At 63.9% G+C, this 14,410-nt stretch carries 14 protein-coding genes, 1 pseudogene and 1 other annotated feature; of the genes and pseudogenes, 9 read left to right on the forward strand and 6 right to left on the reverse strand.

What is annotated here, in order from left to right; translation table 11 throughout:
- Nucleotides 1–18: 18 nt before the first annotated feature.
- Complete coding sequence (rnm, locus tag CGX12_RS06025; RefSeq protein WP_094038990.1) at nucleotides 19–843, reverse strand: RNase RNM; 825 nt, start codon at nucleotides 841–843, stop codon at nucleotides 19–21.
- A 109-nt stretch (nucleotides 844–952) separates the two neighbouring features.
- Nucleotides 953–1,055 (forward strand) — a sequence feature (Trp leader region).
- 177 nt (nucleotides 1,056–1,232) lie between these two features.
- Between rnm and CGX12_RS06030 the strand changes: the two genes are divergently transcribed.
- The 6 genes and pseudogenes from CGX12_RS06030 to trpA all read left to right on the forward strand — a co-directional run bounded on the left by CGX12_RS06030 (nucleotide 1,233) and on the right by trpA (nucleotide 7,743).
- The gene (locus CGX12_RS06030; protein WP_094038991.1) at nucleotides 1,233–2,783 is read left to right on the forward strand and encodes an anthranilate synthase component 1; all 1,551 of its coding nucleotides are present in this window, start codon (nucleotides 1,233–1,235) and stop codon (nucleotides 2,781–2,783) included.
- A pseudogene (locus CGX12_RS20195) lies at nucleotides 2,776–3,360 on the forward strand (aminodeoxychorismate/anthranilate synthase component II); the annotation flags it as partial. The gene CGX12_RS06030 and the pseudogene CGX12_RS20195, both read left to right, overlap by 8 nt.
- A gap of 9 nt (nucleotides 3,361–3,369) precedes the next feature.
- Nucleotides 3,370–4,365, forward strand: coding sequence for an anthranilate phosphoribosyltransferase (gene trpD, locus CGX12_RS20200; protein WP_232513440.1), 996 nt, complete (start codon nucleotides 3,370–3,372; stop codon nucleotides 4,363–4,365).
- A complete protein-coding gene (trpCF, locus tag CGX12_RS06040; protein WP_094038993.1) occupies nucleotides 4,359–5,747 on the forward strand; it encodes a bifunctional indole-3-glycerol-phosphate synthase TrpC/phosphoribosylanthranilate isomerase TrpF in 1,389 nt (462 codons plus the stop codon). Before trpD ends, trpCF begins: the two co-directional genes overlap by 7 nt.
- Complete coding sequence (gene trpB, locus CGX12_RS06045) at nucleotides 5,744–6,937, forward strand: tryptophan synthase subunit beta (protein ID WP_094038994.1); 1,194 nt, start codon at nucleotides 5,744–5,746, stop codon at nucleotides 6,935–6,937. The genes trpCF and trpB overlap by 4 nt, the downstream gene beginning before the upstream one ends.
- Entirely contained in the window at nucleotides 6,934–7,743 is an 810-nt protein-coding gene (gene trpA, locus CGX12_RS06050; protein ID WP_094038995.1) for a tryptophan synthase subunit alpha, read from the forward strand. Before trpB ends, trpA begins: the two co-directional genes overlap by 4 nt.
- 127 nt (nucleotides 7,744–7,870) lie before the next feature.
- Here the strand turns inward: trpA and CGX12_RS06055 are convergent, their stop codons facing one another.
- The 5 genes from CGX12_RS06055 to CGX12_RS19835 form a co-directional block, all read right to left on the reverse strand.
- Nucleotides 7,871–8,704 carry a protein NO VEIN domain-containing protein gene (locus tag CGX12_RS06055; protein WP_094038996.1) on the reverse strand — a complete coding sequence of 278 codons (834 nt, stop codon included), beginning with the start codon at nucleotides 8,702–8,704 and terminating at the stop codon, nucleotides 7,871–7,873.
- A 220-nt stretch (nucleotides 8,705–8,924) separates the two neighbouring features.
- Nucleotides 8,925–9,416, reverse strand: a complete 492-nt coding sequence (locus tag CGX12_RS06060) for a nucleoside deaminase (RefSeq protein WP_094038997.1) — start codon at nucleotides 9,414–9,416, stop codon at nucleotides 8,925–8,927.
- 106 nt (nucleotides 9,417–9,522) lie between these two features.
- Nucleotides 9,523–10,500, reverse strand: a complete 978-nt coding sequence (locus CGX12_RS06065) for a calcium/sodium antiporter (RefSeq protein ID WP_094038998.1) — start codon at nucleotides 10,498–10,500, stop codon at nucleotides 9,523–9,525.
- A 286-nt stretch (nucleotides 10,501–10,786) separates the two neighbouring features.
- The gene (locus tag CGX12_RS06070; protein ID WP_094038999.1) at nucleotides 10,787–11,323 is read right to left on the reverse strand and encodes a hypothetical protein; all 537 of its coding nucleotides are present in this window, start codon (nucleotides 11,321–11,323) and stop codon (nucleotides 10,787–10,789) included.
- 87 nt (nucleotides 11,324–11,410) lie between these two features.
- Entirely contained in the window at nucleotides 11,411–11,548 is a 138-nt protein-coding gene (locus CGX12_RS19835) for a hypothetical protein (RefSeq protein ID WP_157772159.1), read from the reverse strand.
- 140 nt (nucleotides 11,549–11,688) lie between these two features.
- Here CGX12_RS19835 and nirK point away from each other — a divergent pair, with 140 nt between their 5' ends.
- Genes nirK through CGX12_RS06085 form a run of 3 tightly spaced genes read left to right on the forward strand, consistent with a single transcriptional unit; the run spans nucleotide 11,689 to nucleotide 14,382 of the window.
- Nucleotides 11,689–13,110, forward strand: a complete 1,422-nt coding sequence (gene nirK, locus CGX12_RS06075) for a copper-containing nitrite reductase (protein ID WP_094039000.1) — start codon at nucleotides 11,689–11,691, stop codon at nucleotides 13,108–13,110.
- Entirely contained in the window at nucleotides 13,110–13,883 is a 774-nt protein-coding gene (locus CGX12_RS06080; RefSeq protein ID WP_094039001.1) for a formylglycine-generating enzyme family protein, read from the forward strand. The genes nirK and CGX12_RS06080 overlap by 1 nt, the downstream gene beginning before the upstream one ends.
- The gene (locus CGX12_RS06085) at nucleotides 13,843–14,382 is read left to right on the forward strand and encodes an SCO family protein (protein WP_094039002.1); all 540 of its coding nucleotides are present in this window, start codon (nucleotides 13,843–13,845) and stop codon (nucleotides 14,380–14,382) included. Before CGX12_RS06080 ends, CGX12_RS06085 begins: the two co-directional genes overlap by 41 nt.
- Nucleotides 14,383–14,410 lie beyond the last annotated feature (28 nt).

The following is a 14,410-nucleotide window of genomic DNA, read 5'->3' on the forward strand; positions in this document are numbered from 1 at the left end:
TTCCTCCCGGAATGATTTTTAGAGAAAACGCTCCCACACGGGGCTCGCTTCTTTGGGTAGCCATAACTGCCGGCCCAGTTCCCGCCAATGGCTGGGATAATGAAAATCGGAGCCAACAGAGGCCGCAAGGCCGAAATCCTTGCTCCACTGTCCCAAGTTAGCACGCTCCTGGGGACTCTGCTGGGCCATGGACACCTCCATGGCGTCGCCCCCCGCCTCGGCGAAGGCCGCCAGCAGCTTCTTGACCCACTTGTTGGACAGGTCGTAGCGGGTGGGGTGGGCCAGCACCGCCACCCCGCCCGCCTGCTGGATGGTGGATACCGCCTCAGCGAGCGAACACCAGTCCGGCGGCGCATAGCCGGTGTTGCCCCGGCTCAGGAACTTCTGGAACACCTTGCCCATGGAGTCCGCCGCCCCCTGCTCCAGCAGCCACTGGGCCATGTGGGTACGGGTGATGGGCGCCTCGCCGGCGATGGCCCGGGCCCCTTCATAGGCGCCGGGAAAGCGCGCCTTTTCCAGCCGCTCGGCCATCAGCCGGGCGCGGGCCTCGCGCCGCCGCTGCTGGGCCGCGAGCAACTGACCCAGCCCGTCATGCAGGGGATCGATAGCAAGGCCCACCACATGGATTTCCTTGTGCTCCCACAGGGCCGAGATTTCCACCCCGTCCACCAGCCGGATACCGTGCAACTCGGCCGCCTGCCGCGCTTCAATCAGCCCGGCCACCGTATCGTGGTCGGTCAGGGCCAGCACCTCCACCTCCTGGGCCGCGGCCCGGGCCAGCAGCTCGGTGGGGCTGAGCCGGCCATCGGAGGCGGTGGAATGGCAGTGCAGGTCGATTCGCATAAAAAATCCTGTGGTCGGGGTTGACTTGCACCCCCGAATATCGTTTAACTGTATCCAGTTTCTGATTGACGAGAAGAGCGCGATGTTTCGGCAAATTTCCACTCTGACCATCTGGTGGTGGCACACTCCCTGAAAGCGGGTGGTGTGAATTGCTGTATTCGTCTTAAAGTCTCAGCACACATAAAAGCCCGCGACCTCGCGGGCTTTTTTATTATCCAGCAAAAGGTGATGCGATGAAACCGACCCGGACCCTTTTTTGGCGATGGCAACCCCAAATCCTGTTGATGACGCCGCAACCGGCCTTTGTATCCATAACCGATGACGACATTGCCAGCCAGGTGATACTGCAAATCCCTGACGACAGACATTAACCAGACAAGGAATACCCCATGGCGCATGGTCAGCTCCACGTATTACTGCAAGATGCCCCCTATACCGGCGACCCCCTCGCCCTGTTCGCCGCGCTCACCCGTCCCGGTGACAACAGCGTATTGCTGGAGTCCGCCGAAATCGACACCAAGGCCGGTACCCAGAGCCTGCTGATGCTGGACGCCTGTGTCCGGCTGGTATGCGATCACCACAGCGTCACCCTCACCGCCCTCAACGCCAACGGCCTGCCCGCCCTGGATCTGGTCGAGCAGGAGCTCGGCGGCGAACGCCAGTCCCACACACTGGTGGTGACGGTGCCGGCCGCCGATGCCAACCTGGACGAAGACAGCCGGCTCAAGGCGCCCTCGGTGCTGGAAACCCTGCGCCTTATCCTGACCCGCTTCACCGCCGACCAGGGCCAGCAGCACCTGTTTATGGCCGGCACCTTCGCCTACGATCTCATCGCCGCCTTCGAGCAGTTGCCCGAGGTGCCCGAGGGCATCAACCACTGCCCCGACTTCAGCTTCTACCTGGCCGAAACCCTGATCACCCTGGATCACCTGCAGGAACGCTGCCAACTGGCCGCCTGCGTGTTCGATCCCGCCGAGCAGGGCCGGCTGCAGGCCCGCCTCGGGCAACTGGCCGCCGCCTGCGGCGAGGTCCACGCCGACCCCCTGGCGGAGCTGCCCTTCACCGGCCAGGTGCAGGTGAACAAGAGCGATGCCGAGTTCCGCGCCGACGTGGACACCCTCAAGGGTCACATCATGGTGGGCGACATCTTCCAGGTGGTGCCTTCCCGCTGTTTCAGCCTGCCCTGCCCCAGCCCCCTGGCCGCCTACCGCAAGCTCAAGCAGACCAACCCCAGCCCCTACATGTTCTACGTCAACGATCAGGACTTCATCCTGTTCGGCGCCAGCCCCGAGAGCTCGGTCAAGTTCGACCACGCCAGCCGCCAGGTGGAAATGTACCCCATCGCCGGCACCCGCCGCCGCGGCTTCAACCCGGACGGCAGCGTCAACCTGGATCTGGACGGCCGCATCGAGCTGGAGCTGCGCCGGGACGAGAAGGAAACCGCCGAGCACCTGATGCTGGTGGATCTGGCCCGCAACGACATCGCCCGCATCAGCGAGCCGGGCAGCCGCTATGTGAAGGATCTGCTGAGCGTGGACCGCTACAGCCACGTGATGCACCTGGTGTCCCGGGTGGTGGGCACCCTGCGCGCCGATCTGGACGCCCTGCACGCCTACCAGGCCTGCATGAACATGGGCACCCTCACCGGCGCCCCCAAGATCCGCGCCAGCGAGCTTATCCGCCAGGTGGAGCGCCGCCGCCGGGGCAGCTACGGCGGCGCCGTGGGCTACCTCAACGGCCTGGGCGACATGGACACCTGCATCGTGATCCGCTCCGCCTTCGTAAGCGCTGGCCAGGCCCATGTGCAGGCCGGCGCGGGCGTGGTGTACGACTCGCAACCGCAGGCGGAAGCGGACGAAACCCGCAACAAGGCGGCGGCGGTGCTCAATGCCATCGCCCTGGCCCACGGCAAGACCCTGGCGGAGGTGACCCATGGCTAACACCATTTTCCTGCTCGACAACTACGACTCCTTTACCTACAACCTGGTCGACCAGTTCCGCAGCCTGGGCGCCACCGTGCGCATCTACCGCAATACGGTGCCCGTGCCCCAGCTGGTGGCGGCCATGGAGCAATGCGAACGGCCCATCCTGGTGCTGTCGCCTGGCCCGGGCACGCCCAGCCAGGCCGGCAACATGCCGGCCCTGATCGGCGCCTGCATCGGCCGCTTCCCCATACTGGGGATCTGCCTGGGCCATCAGGCGCTGGTCGAACACTATGGCGGCAAGGTGGAAAACGCCGGTGAAATCAAGCACGGCAAAAGCTCGCTCATCAGCCACAGCGGCAAGGGCGTTTTCGCCGGCTTGCCCAACCCCCTGCCCGTGGCCCGCTACCACTCGCTGGTGGGCACCAGGATCCCCACCAGCCTGTCGGTGATCGCCGACTACCAGGGCATGACCATGGCGGTGCAGGATACCGCCAAGCGGGTACTGGGCTTTCAGTTTCATCCCGAATCCATCATGACCACCGAGGGCGCCCGGCTGCTGGAGCAGAGCCTGGCCTTTTTGAGCGCACCGGAAACCCGGGCCATGGACCAGCTGTACCGCGGCGAGCACATCAGCCGCGCCCAGGCCCAGGCCCTGTTCGGCGAGCTGCTGCGCGGCGACATGGACCAGATGACCATGGCCTCCCTGCTGACCGTGCTGAAGATGAAGGGCGAAACCCCGGACGAAATCGCCGGCGCCGCCCAGGCCCTGCTGGAAGCGGCCAGCCCCTTCCCGCGCCCGGACTACGCCTTCTGCGACATCGTCGGCACCGGCGGCGACGGCATGAACACCATCAACGTCTCCACCACCTCGGCGCTGGTGGCCGCCGCCTGCGGCATCAAGGTGGCCAAGCACGGCAACCGCGGCGTCTCCAGCAAGTCCGGCTCTTCCGACCTGCTGGAGCAACTGGGCATCGACCTGAACATGAGCCCGGACACCGCCCGCCGCTGCCTGGACGAGGCCAACGTCTGCTTCCTGTTCGCGCCCAAGTATCACGGCGGCATCCGCCACGCCATGCCGGTGCGCCAGACCCTGAAAACCCGCACCATCTTCAACGTGCTGGGCCCGCTGGTGAACCCCGCCCGCCCCGACTTCATGCTGCTGGGGGTGTATTCCGAAGCGCTGGTGCGCCCCATTGCCGACACCCTGGTGGCCATGGGCCTCAAGCGGGGCATGGTGGTGCATGGCAGCGGCCTGGATGAAATTGCCATCCACGGCCCGACCCAGGTGGCGGAAATCCTCAACGGCGAGATCATCGAATACAGCATCACTCCCGAAGAGCTGGGACTCAGGCGTTACGACATCAGCGCCATTGCCGGCGGCGAGCCCAGTGAAAACAAAGCCATCACCCTGAGCCTGCTGCAAGGGGGCGGCACCCCCGCCCAGCAAAGCGTCATCGCCATCAACGTGGCGCCGCTGCTGGTGATGAGCGGCCGGGCCGAAACCCTGAAAGAAGGCGTGGAGCAGGTGCTGGCTGTGTTAAAGTCGGGCAAAGCCATGGAAGTAGCCAATAAACTGGCGGAGTTGAGCCAATGTTAAGTACCGTTCTCGGCAAGATTGTTGCCGACAAAAAAATCTGGGTCGAGGCGCGCAAGCAGGCCCAGCCCCTGGACAGTTTTGAAGCCGGCCTGATCCCGAGTGATCGCCCCTTCGAGGCGGCCCTGGCCGCCGGCCAGCCGGCCTTTATCCTGGAATGCAAGAAGGCTTCGCCCTCCAAGGGCCTGATCCGCGCCGACTTCGACATCGACGCCATCGCCGGTGTCTACGGTCGCCATGCCTCGGCCATCTCGGTGCTGACCGACGAAAAATACTTTCAGGGCAGCTTCGAGTTCGTGACCCGGGTGCGCGGCCAGGTGAGCCAGCCGGTGATCTGCAAGGATTTCATCATCGACCCCTACCAGATCAAACTGGCCCGCCACCACCGGGCCGACGCCATCCTGCTGATGCTGTCGGTACTGGACGACGACCAGTACCGGGAGCTGGCCGCCGTGGCCCGCGCGCTCAACATGGGCATACTGACCGAAGTCATCAGTGCCGAGGAAGTGGCACGCGCGCTGCGCCTGGATGCCCGGGTTATCGGCATCAACAACCGGGATCTGCGCGATCTGTCCATCGACCTGGACCGCACCCGGGAACTGTCCCGGCTTATCCCGGACGATCGCATCGTCATCTCCGAGTCCGGCATCCATCACCACGCCCAGGTGAAGGCATTGTCCGCCCACGCCGACGGTTTTCTGGTGGGCAGCTCGCTGATGGCCGAGGACGATCTGGATCTGGCGGTGCGCCGCCTGATCCTGGGCGACAACAAGGTGTGCGGCCTGACCCGCCCCGAGGACGCCGCCGCCGCCCATGCCGCCGGCGCCGCCTTCGGTGGCCTCATCTTCGTGGCCAAGAGCCCGCGCTGCGTCAGCCTGGAGCAGGCGCAGGCCCTGATCCGGGCCGCGCCCCTCGACTACGTGGGTGTGTTCCAGAACCACAGGCGCACCGAGATTGCCGATACCGCCCGCACCCTGGGGCTGAAGGCGGTGCAGCTGCACGGTGACGAGGACGAGGCCTATATCGACGCCCTGCGCGCCATGCTGCCCGAGGGCGTGGAAATCTGGAAGGCGGTGGCGGTGGCGGATGCCCTGCCTGCCCTGCCCGCCAACGCCGACCGGCTGCTGTTCGACACCAAGGCCTTCGGCCAGAGCGGCGGCACCGGCCAGGCCTTCGACTGGTCGCTGCTGGCCACGCTCGACAAGCGCAACCTGATGCTCGCCGGCGGCCTCAACCCCGACAACGCCGCCCGCGCCGCCGCCCTCGGCTGCCGGGGGCTGGATTTCAATTCCGGCGTGGAAAGCGCCCCCGGGCAGAAAGACCCGGCCAAACTCGACGCGGCCTTCGCCGCCCTCAGACATTACGGACGCAGGAACACACAATGACCCTACTTAACCCCTTCTTCGGCGAATTTGGCGGCATGTACGTGCCCCAGATCCTGATGCCGGCCCTGCTCCAGCTGGAGCAGGCCTTTGTGGACGCCCAACAGGATCCCGAGTTCGAGCGGGAATTCCGCGAGCTGCTGTGCGAATACGCCGGCCGCCCCACGCCCCTCACCAAGGTGCGCAACCTGGTGTCCCACACCAAGACCCGCATCTACCTCAAGCGGGAAGACCTGCTGCATGGCGGCGCCCACAAGACCAACCAGGTGCTGGGCCAGGCGCTGCTGGCCAAGCGCATGGGCAAGCAGGAGATCATCGCCGAAACCGGCGCCGGCCAGCACGGCGTGGCCACCGCCCTGGCCTGCGCCCTGCTCGGCCTCAAGTGCCGGGTATACATGGGCGCCAAGGACTGCGAGCGGCAAAAACCCAACGTGTTCCGCATGAAGCTGATGGGCGCCGAGGTGATACCGGTGCACTCCGGCTCGGCCACCCTCAAGGACGCCTGCAACGAGGCGCTGCGCGACTGGGCCGCCAACTACGAGACCACCCACTACATGCTGGGCACCGCCGCCGGCCCGCACCCCTTCCCCACCATAGTGCGCGAGTTCCAGCGCATGATCGGCGAGGAAGCCAAGGTCCAGCTGCGCGAGCGCGAGGCCCGGCTGCCGGACGCGGTGATCGCCTGCGTGGGCGGCGGCTCCAACGCCATCGGCATCTTCGCCGACTTTATCGATGAAGAGGGCGTGGAGCTTATCGGCATCGAGCCCGCCGGCAAGGGCATCGACACCGGCGAGCACGGCGCGCCCCTGCGCCACGGCACCAAGGGCGTGTTCTTCGGCATGCACTCGCTGCTGATGCAGAACGACGACGGCCAGATTGAGGAGTCCTACTCGGTGTCCGCCGGGCTCGACTTCCCCTCGGTCGGTCCCGAGCACGCCTACCTGGCCTCCATCGGCCGCGCCCGCTACGAGTCCATCACCGACGACGAAGCGCTGGACGCCTTCCAGGCCCTGGCCCGCAACGAGGGCATCATACCGGCGCTGGAATCCTCCCACGCCCTGGCCTACGCCCTGAAGATGGCCGAGGCCGAGCCGGAGAAAGAACAGGTGCTGATCGTCAACCTCTCCGGCCGGGGCGACAAGGACATCTTTACCGTGGCCGAGATCCTGGAGCAGAAAGGAGTGCTGAAATGAGCCGTTACCAGTCTTTGTTCGACCGGCTGAACGCCGCCGGTGAAGGCGCCTTCGTCCCCTTCGTGACCCTGGGCGATCCCACCCCTGCCCGGTCGCTCAAGGTGATCGACGCCCTGGTGGCCGGCGGCGCCGACGCCCTGGAGCTCGGCATTCCCTTCTCCGATCCGGTGGCCGACGGCCCCACCATCCAGGGCGCCACGGTGCGGGCGCTGGCGGCCGGCACCCGCTCCGCCACCTGCTTCGAGATGCTGAAACAGATCCGCGAAAAATACCCCGAGCTGCCCATCGGCCTGCTGGTGTACGCCAACCTGGTGTACAAGCCGGGCCCGGCCAACTTCTACGCCCAGTGCGTGGCCGCCGGGGTGGACTCGGTGCTGGTGGCCGACGTGCCGGTGGAAATGGCCGCCCCCTTCAAGGCCGCCGCCGACGAAGCGGGCATTGCCAGCATCTACATAGCGCCGCCCAACGGCAACGACGACACCCTGAAAACCGTGGCGGAAATGGGCTCGGGCTACACCTACCTGCTGAGCCGCGCCGGGGTGACCGGCACCGAAACCAAGGCCGGCATGCCGGTGGACAGCCTGCTGGCCAGGCTGAAGGAATTCGGCGCCCCGCCCTGCCTGCTGGGTTTCGGTATCTCCGAGCCGGAGCAGGTACGCGCCGCCGTGCAGGCCGGTGCCGCCGGCGCCATTTCCGGCTCCGCCGTGGTCAAGATCATCGAGCAACACCTGGACGACGACCAGGCCATGCTGGACGCCCTGACCACCTTCGTGCGGAACATGAAGGCCGCTACCCGCAAGGGGTAAAACCAGCCTCGTCGCCCCCGCGAAGGCGGGGGCCCATAAAAACGGCGCCGGGATTCAACCCCGGCGCCGTTTTTATGGAGCGCAGGCGGCCCGCCTGCAATTACCGCAAGAGCGGCAACGAAATGGTTCAACCAACCACAGCCATAAACTCAGTCGGTTTTAAATGACAATGAAGTGCCAAGTTGCCGCTCAAACTAAACATGCGTGGTTGCGTTTTAAGCTCAAAAACCCGGTACAAAAAATATCTATTGGCGTTATTTTGTGAAAATTTCAACTCATTCTGAGTCACAAAGAACGGGATATTTTTTCCATACTTTGTTGCCTTCACTTCGATAAATCTATCTGTGCCATCAGCATTATACGAACGAATATCGTATCCAGCAGAAGGCCCCTGAGTTCGAGCAACATGCTCGATTCTGTCTGCCAGAAAGCCTTTGTTTACTCTCTCAAGCCTTTCTTTTTCATAAGCCAGAACAAATTCTTCCCCAAAATCGCCGATAGCTTGATTTCGAGCTTCACGCTCCAAGTAGTTGATATTTTTAAAACTACAACTAGCTTCTCCTTCGCTTACCTTGTCATTCTTAGGCGGATCTTCTAACACAGCATTAAAGTCAAATTGAGGCAAGACAGAAGGAGACTCTTCCACGTCCACCGCCAACATTTGATGTAAATCGAATCTTTTTGAAACGAGCCTGGATACAACATCCGGCAACAGTGAACGCTGATAGTTAGCGCGTGGTTTGTAGCCATTCACGTATGGGATGCCCATTTCTATCATTACAGCACTAATATTCTGGTGCTTCAGCTCTACCGCGCCATCACTGCGGCCATTGAGCTTCGACTGTAAATTTCTTCGGTGTTCGGATTTATTATATCTCTTACCACTCAGTTCCAAAAAAAGCATATCTAGGTAATCTTCAACCGTCGCCTCTACTTCGGCTTTTGACCATCCTCTGGACATCCCACCTCCGAATAATTATCTGCCCTCGAACAACAAAGGGACTCGATTGATTCAAATAATTATAATGGGAAAGCAACGCGCCACAAGACCCTCCGAGCAATCCGCGGGAACACCCGCTGCCGGTGAGGCTGTTCCGGGAGTTCAGTGTGCTGAAGGGATGAAAAGAATGGGCCCCCGCTTTCGCGGGGGCGACATGGGATAGCGCAAGCGGAAGCGGGGCCTAGTCCTTGCTCTCAATGCCAAAACAACGCCGGTACAGCTCGCGCAGCTGTGCCGCCAGCTCGGGCTCGGGGCCGTCCACTGCTATGCTCGGCGCCACCTGCTGGATGGACAGCGGCGCGACCGGCGAAGCCGGCAGGCCCCACTCCTGGCACCACTGGCCGAACTGCTCGGCCGAGCAAGCGTAAACGATGCGCCCCAGTCCCACCCAGGCGTGGGCGGCGGAGCACATGGGACAGTGCTCGCCCGAGGTATAGAGAATGGCGGCGGCGCGCTCCTGCTCGGTGAGGTGTTCGGCGGCCCAGCGCGCCAGGGCGATTTCCGGGTGCCAGGTGGGCTCGCGGCTGTGGATGCGGTTGCGATCCTCCGCCAATACGGCGCCATCCGCCCCCACCAGCACGGAACCGAACGGCTGATCCCCCGCCGCCAGCGCCTGTGCCGCCAGCTCCACGCAACGGCGCAGGTGCCGTTTATCCTGTTCGCTAATTGCCATGATTTCCTCCCTTTGAATAACAGTGACAGGCTGTGCCAACGTCCGGAGCACGGATGAAAAAACATCCATGCTCCCGCCACGCGGCCAGGCCGCCGGCTCGCCAGGATCAGGCGGTGCCAAGCACGCCCAGCGCCAGCCAGCTGGTGTAGCCGATATAGGCAGCCAACAGCAGGCCGCCTTCCACCCGGTTGATGCGGCCCTGGCGGCCGCTGAACCCGTAGCCCAGCACGAACAGCGACAGGGTCAGGGCACCCATCACCATAAAGTCGCGGCTGATCACCTCGGCCGCCACCTCCAGCGGATGGATGATGCCGGCCAGGCCGACCACCGCCAGGGTATTGAACAGGTTGGAGCCGATCACGTTGCCGATGGCCAGATCATGCTCGTTCTTGCGGATGGCGGCGATGGAAGACGCCAGCTCCGGCAGCGAGGTGCCCACCGCCACTATGGTCAGGCCGATGATAAGATCGCTCACCCCGAAGGCCTGGGCCACGTTGACCGCGCCCCACACCAGGATGCGCGAGCTGATGATCAGCAGCACCAGGCCGGCCACCAGCCAGAACAACGCCTGCTTGAGGGTCATTTGGTTGTCGTCCAGCTCCCTGGTTTCGTCCGCCGCCATGGCGTCGGCACCGTCCTTCAGTCCCTGCCAGATGCTCCAGCCCATCAGCAGCACGAAGACACCGAGCAGCACCAGGGCATCGGTGCGGGCCAGCCAGCCGTTCCACAACAGGGAAAGAGACAGCAGGGTGATCAGCAGCAGGATCGGCAGTTCCTTGCGCAACACCTGGGAATGCACGGCGATGGGGCTTATCAGGGCGGTCAGGCCCAGGATAAGGCCGATATTGGCGATATTGGAGCCATAGGCGTTGCCCAGGGCAAGGCCGGGGTTTCCTTCCATGGCTGAAATGATAGACACCACTATCTCCGGCGCCGAGGTGCCGAAGCCGACAATCACCATGCCGATGAGCAGGGGGGGCATGCCGGCGTACCGGGCGGTGGCCGAGGCTCCGTCCACAAAACGGTCGGCACTCCAGACCAGCACGGCCAGGCCCAGCACAATGGCGACCAAGGACATCAGCATAAGCAGGTTCCCCCTTGGGCCGGGGTGACAAGGCAGCAGAAGGGTGTGTTGTGTTTCATAGGCGCTCTTCAGGGCGGGATCATGGATACCGGAGACATCGTGACTTCCCGCCCGGCAAGTCACGCTGTCTCAGGTCTCATCAATCCATCAGGACACCACTGCCATAAGCCTTTGGCTCAGAGATTGTTGACAGTGGTTTCGGCGGTTGCCGAACGATTACTCCCCCAAGAGACGCCTATTCTGACAGTTTGCTCAGAGGATGAAAAGAGGGCCTGGTGTCCGGGGCTCACCCCCGGCCGTTGCCGCCGCCGCCGCCGTTGCCGTTGCCGTTGCCGTTGCCGTTGCCGTTGCCGCCGCCATTGTCGCCGCCGTTGCCGCCTCGGCCGCCACTGCTGGCTGCCCCCATGGAGGAGCGGCTTTCACCCTGGGCAGCGATGCCGTTGCCCTGGCCCGGCTCCTTCGCCTTGGCCGCCGCGGAGGTGATGGCACCGTGCTGGCTGACCTGCTGGGCGTGCGCTATGGCCTCCAGGGCCCGCTCGGACGCTTCGCCTTCTTCCACCTTGATGGTCAGCTTGTCGTATACCCGCTGCAGGGTCTCGGCGCTGGCCGCGCTGATCACGGCGCCTTCGGTTACTTCTTCCGTTTGCTCGGGCGCCGGCTCTTCCGCCAGGTTTTCTTCTACCGGCGTTTCCTCTACCAGGGTCTCCTCTACCAGGGTTTCCTCTACCGGCGTTTCCTCCACCGGGGGGGCCTCCTGGGCGTAGAGGGCGCCGGACAAGGCCCACAGGGTGCAGGCCGCGGCGATCATGCTGGCTTTCTTCATCCTTCACTCCTTCTGTAACCGGATAACGCTCCCCCAACGGGAACGCCTTGGCGGATTCTAGGAGCGAATGGCCGCCAACAACAGTGGTCACTTGCTCGCCAGGGCCAGCTCCTGACGCCTGCCCTGCCGACAAAGTCCAAACGAAACCTTGTCGGCATGACAAAGGAGCAGGAAAAAACCATGCCTTTGTCCGCCAAAACTGTGCGCCATGTCGATATTTTGCACACCGCCGCCTCCCTCCTGGGAGGTACAAGGGCATTTGTTGATCCAAATCAGCCCTGTTTGACAATGCCAGGAACAAACTTACATATGAAATGCAGATTAAGTTCAACCAACAATAAGCGCCAAAGCGCAGGGAGCATCCCATGAAACTGAGTAAGCTTGTCGCCGCCATCAGCATGACCTTCGCCTTGTCCGTACAGGCCAATACCCTGCCGGTGGAAGAAGCCGTTCTGACCTCGCCGCCCCTGGTGCCGCCCCCCATCACCCGGGATCATGCCGCCAAGGTGGTGGTGAAGATGGAAACGGTGGAAAAGGTGATGGAAATCGCCGACGGGGTGGAGTACATGTTCTGGACCTTCGGTGGCTCGGTGCCGGGCCAGTTCCTGCGGGTGCGCGAGGGGGATGAAGTCGAGTTCCATCTCTCCAACCACCCCGACTCCAAGATGCCCCACAACATCGACCTGCACGCGGTCACCGGCCCCGGCGGCGGCGCGGCGGCCTCCTTCACCGCTCCCGGCCACACCTCGGTGTTCAACTTCAAGGCGCTCAACCCCGGCCTCTATGTCTACCATTGCGCCACCGCCCCGGTGGGCATGCACGTGGCCAACGGCATGTACGGCCTGATCCTGGTGGAGCCGAAGGAAGGGTTGCCGCCGGTAGATCGGGAATACTACGTGATGCAGGGCGACTTCTACACCAAGGGTGCCTATGGCGAGCAGGGCCTGCAGCCCTTCGACATGGACAAGGCGATCAAGGAGCAGGCGGACTACGTGGTGTTCAACGGCGCCGTGGGCGCGCTCAACGGCGACAAGGCGCTCACCGCCAACGTGGGCGAAACGGTGCGGCTCTTTGTCGGCAACGGCGGCCCCAACCTGGTGTCGTCCTTCCACGTCATCGGCGAAATCTTCGACAAGGTCTATGTGGAAGGCGGCGACCTGGTCAACCACAACGTGCAGACCACCCTGGTCCCCGCCGGCGGTGCCGCCACCGTGGAATTCAAGCTGGACGTGCCCGGCAACTTCATCCTGGTGGATCACTCCATCTTCCGCGCCTTCAACAAGGGCGCGCTCGGCATGATGGCGGTGGAGGGCGACGAGGACAAGATTGTCTATTCCGGCAAGGTAGCCGACAACGTCTACCTGCCCGAGGGCTCGGCGGTGCAGGTGATGCCCAACGGCCATCCCAAGGTCACCGCCAAGAACAAGGAAGAGCGGATGATGTACGGCAAGCGCGCCTATGAGGCCAACTGCCAGGCCTGCCACCAGGGCAGCGGCGAAGGCATCCCCGGCGCCTTCCCGCCGGTCGCCGCCTCCGACTTCCTCAATGAAGACCCGACCCGCGCCATCGACGTGGTGCTGCACGGCCTCAAGGGCCCGATCAAGGTCAACGGCCAGGCCTTCGACAGCATCATGCCCGCCATGCGCCTGTCCGACGAAGACGTGGCCAACGTGCTGACCTACGTGCTCAACAGCTGGGACAACAAGGGCGGCGAGATCACCCCCGAGCAGGTGGCCAAGCGCCGCGAGGAAGGCAAGCCCATCGTAATGGAAGGGAGCGCCCACTGATGAACCCCGCGCTGCTGATTGCTCTAGCGGCGCTGCAGATGGCCGACCTGCCCGGTGGGGAGATTCGGCCACTGTATCTCAGCAAGGACAGCCCGCTTACCCGGGTGGCGCCGTTCCGGCTGGATGTCACCCCGGTCACCAACCGGCAGTTCGCCGACTTCGTGGCCGCTCATCCCCGCTGGCAAAAAGGGCGGGTTCCCGCCCTCTTTGCCGAGCCCAACTACCTCAAGCACTGGCCGGGGGAGCAGCCCTCCCCCGAGCAGGCAGCCCAGCCGGTCACCCATGTGTCCTGGTTTGCGGCCAGCGCCTACTGCCAGGCCCAGGGCAAGCAGCTGCCCACGGTGGCGGAGTGGGAGTTCGCCGCCCAGGCCTCGGAGCAGGCCGCCAACGGCAGCAGTGAACCGGACTATAGCCGCCGCATCCTGTCCTGGTATGCCCGCCCGGCCACCGCCAGCCTGGCCGAGGTCGGTCAGAGCCCGGCCAACTACTGGCAGGTGCAGGATCTGCACGGGCTGGTGTGGGAATGGACCCGGGATTTCAACTCCACCCTGGTCACCGGCGAATCCCGCGGTGACAGCAGCCTGGATCAGGGCATGTTCTGCGGCTCCGGTGCCGCCGGCAGCGCCGATCCGTCCGATTATGCCGCCTTCATGCGTTTCGGCTTTCGTTCCAGCCTGAAGGCTCCCTACACCCTGGGCAACCTGGGATTTCGTTGTGCACAGGAGACAACCGATGAAACCATGGCTACTGCTGATCTGGCTGGCCGCCTTTAACCTCCAGGCAGCCCTGCCCGGCGACTCCGTCTACCAGCTCGATGCCCCCTGGCAGGACAGCCGGGGAGAGCGGCTCCAGTTGCGGGAGCTGGCCGGCAAGAAACAACTGCTGGGCTTTATCTATACCGACTGCGCCACCGCCTGCCCGGTGATAGTGTCCAACCTGCAGGCGGTGCAGAAAGTGCTGACCCCGGCACAGCAGGCCGGACTCGGCTTTGTGCTGGTGTCGCTCACCCCGGGGCGGGACACCCCCAAGGTATTGCGGCACTTCGCCGAGCACCGCGGCCTGGATGAACACTGGACCCTGCTGAGCGGCACCGATGACAACGTGCGCGAACTGGCCATGGCGCTCAATATCCAGTACCTGAGCCAGGCCGACGGCGAGATCTCCCACTCCAATGCCATCACGGTACTGGACGAGCAGGGCCGGCTGCTGGTGCAACAGGTCGGCCTGCCCGAAGGCGCCCAGGGCCTGGCCGAGCAGCTGTCAACGCCCTGAACCGGGATCCGGGCAGGAAAAGCATGCA

This window comes from Zobellella denitrificans (assembly GCF_002237365.1).
GTDB classification, from domain to species: domain Bacteria; phylum Pseudomonadota; class Gammaproteobacteria; order Enterobacterales; family Aeromonadaceae; genus Oceanimonas; species Oceanimonas denitrificans.

Excerpts from the sequence above, each read along its gene's own strand:
- trpA (WP_094038995.1), top strand. The coding sequence starts at position 6,934 with ATGAGCCGTTACCAGTCTTTGTTCGACCGGCTGAACGCCGCCGGTGAA.
- trpCF (WP_094038993.1), top strand. The coding sequence starts at position 4,359 with ATGTTAAGTACCGTTCTCGGCAAGATTGTTGCCGACAAAAAAATCTGG.
- CGX12_RS06030 (WP_094038991.1), top strand. The coding sequence starts at position 1,233 with ATGGCGCATGGTCAGCTCCACGTATTACTGCAAGATGCCCCCTATACC.
- CGX12_RS06055 (WP_094038996.1), bottom strand. The coding sequence starts at position 8,704 with ATGTCCAGAGGATGGTCAAAAGCCGAAGTAGAGGCGACGGTTGAAGAT.
- nirK (WP_094039000.1), top strand. The coding sequence starts at position 11,689 with ATGAAACTGAGTAAGCTTGTCGCCGCCATCAGCATGACCTTCGCCTTG.
- CGX12_RS06070 (WP_094038999.1), bottom strand. The coding sequence starts at position 11,323 with ATGAAGAAAGCCAGCATGATCGCCGCGGCCTGCACCCTGTGGGCCTTG.
- CGX12_RS06080 (WP_094039001.1), top strand. The coding sequence starts at position 13,110 with ATGAACCCCGCGCTGCTGATTGCTCTAGCGGCGCTGCAGATGGCCGAC.
- CGX12_RS06060 (WP_094038997.1), bottom strand. The coding sequence starts at position 9,416 with ATGGCAATTAGCGAACAGGATAAACGGCACCTGCGCCGTTGCGTGGAG.
- CGX12_RS06085 (WP_094039002.1), top strand. The coding sequence starts at position 13,843 with ATGAAACCATGGCTACTGCTGATCTGGCTGGCCGCCTTTAACCTCCAG.
- rnm (WP_094038990.1), bottom strand. The coding sequence starts at position 843 with ATGCGAATCGACCTGCACTGCCATTCCACCGCCTCCGATGGCCGGCTC.
- trpB (WP_094038994.1), top strand. The coding sequence starts at position 5,744 with ATGACCCTACTTAACCCCTTCTTCGGCGAATTTGGCGGCATGTACGTG.
- trpD (WP_232513440.1), top strand. The coding sequence starts at position 3,370 with ATGGACCAGCTGTACCGCGGCGAGCACATCAGCCGCGCCCAGGCCCAG.
- CGX12_RS06065 (WP_094038998.1), bottom strand. The coding sequence starts at position 10,500 with ATGCTGATGTCCTTGGTCGCCATTGTGCTGGGCCTGGCCGTGCTGGTC.